At 74.3% G+C, this 1052-nt stretch carries 1 protein-coding gene; it reads left to right on the forward strand.

Annotated elements, in window-relative coordinates; genetic code table 11:
* Positions 1 to 1052 (forward strand): type I polyketide synthase (locus ABTY20_RS35315; protein WP_352001221.1); only part of this gene is annotated, 1052 nt, incomplete at both ends.

Here is a 1052-nt window from a genome sequence, read left to right on the forward strand (position 1 = left end):
GGTGCGGTTCTCGTCACGGGTGGTACGGGTGGTCTGGGTGCGGTGGTCGCCCGTTATCTGGTGGCCGAGCGTGGGGTGCGGGACCTGGTCCTGGCGTCCCGGCGCGGCCCGGACGCTCCCGGCGCCGGCGAACTCGCCGAGGAGCTCACCAGGCTCGGCGCGCGGGTGGAGATCCTGGCCTGCGACATGTCCGACCGGGACACGGTCACCCGGCTCGTCGGCTCCCTGGCCTCCGACCGTGGTCTGCTGGCGGTGGTGCATGCTGCGGGTGTGGGGGACAACGGGCTGGTGGGTGCGTTGTCGCCGGAGCGGGTGGACGGTGTGCTGGCGCCGAAGGCGGATGCGGCGTGGTGGCTGCACGAGGCCACCCGTGGGCTGGATCTGGCGGCGTTCGTGTTGTTCTCGTCGGCGGGTGGTCTGGTGCTGACGGCGGGGCAGGGCAATTACGCGGCGGCGAACGTGTTCCTGGACGCGTTGGCGGCGCGTCGGCGGGCGGAGGGTCTGCCGGCGACGTCGATGGCGTTCGGGTTCTGGGACGTGGGTGCGGGGCTCGGCCGGTATCTGGGTGAGGTGGACCGTCGGCGGATGGCGTCGCAGGGTCTGCCGGTGCTCTCCGGCGAGGCCGGGCTGGAGCTGTTCGCGGCGGGTCTGGACCGTGGCGAGGCCACGGTCGTGCCGCTGCGGGTCGACACCGTCGCCCTGCGCGCCCGGACCGACGAGGTCCCCGCCCTGCTGCGCGCCCTGGCCCCGACCGCCCGCCGCACCACCGCAGCCACCACCACCGCCAGTACGGCCGGTGGTCTCGCGGACCGGCTGGCCGGACTGACCGCCGCCGAGCGGCACCGCACGGTGCTGGGGCTGGTGCGCTCGCAGGTGGCGGCGGTGCTGGGGCACGGTTCGGCCGAGGCGATCGGACCCGACCGGGCCTTCCAGGAGCTGGGCTTCGACTCGCTGGCCGCGACCGAACTGCGCAACCAGCTCAACCGGCTCACCGGACTCGGGCTCCCCGCCACCCTCGTCTTCGACCACCCCAACGCCCTCGCCGTCACCGA

The sequence above is a fragment of the Streptomyces sp. NPDC126497 genome, from assembly GCF_040302425.1.
GTDB lineage: Bacteria > Actinomycetota > Actinomycetes > Streptomycetales > Streptomycetaceae > Streptomyces.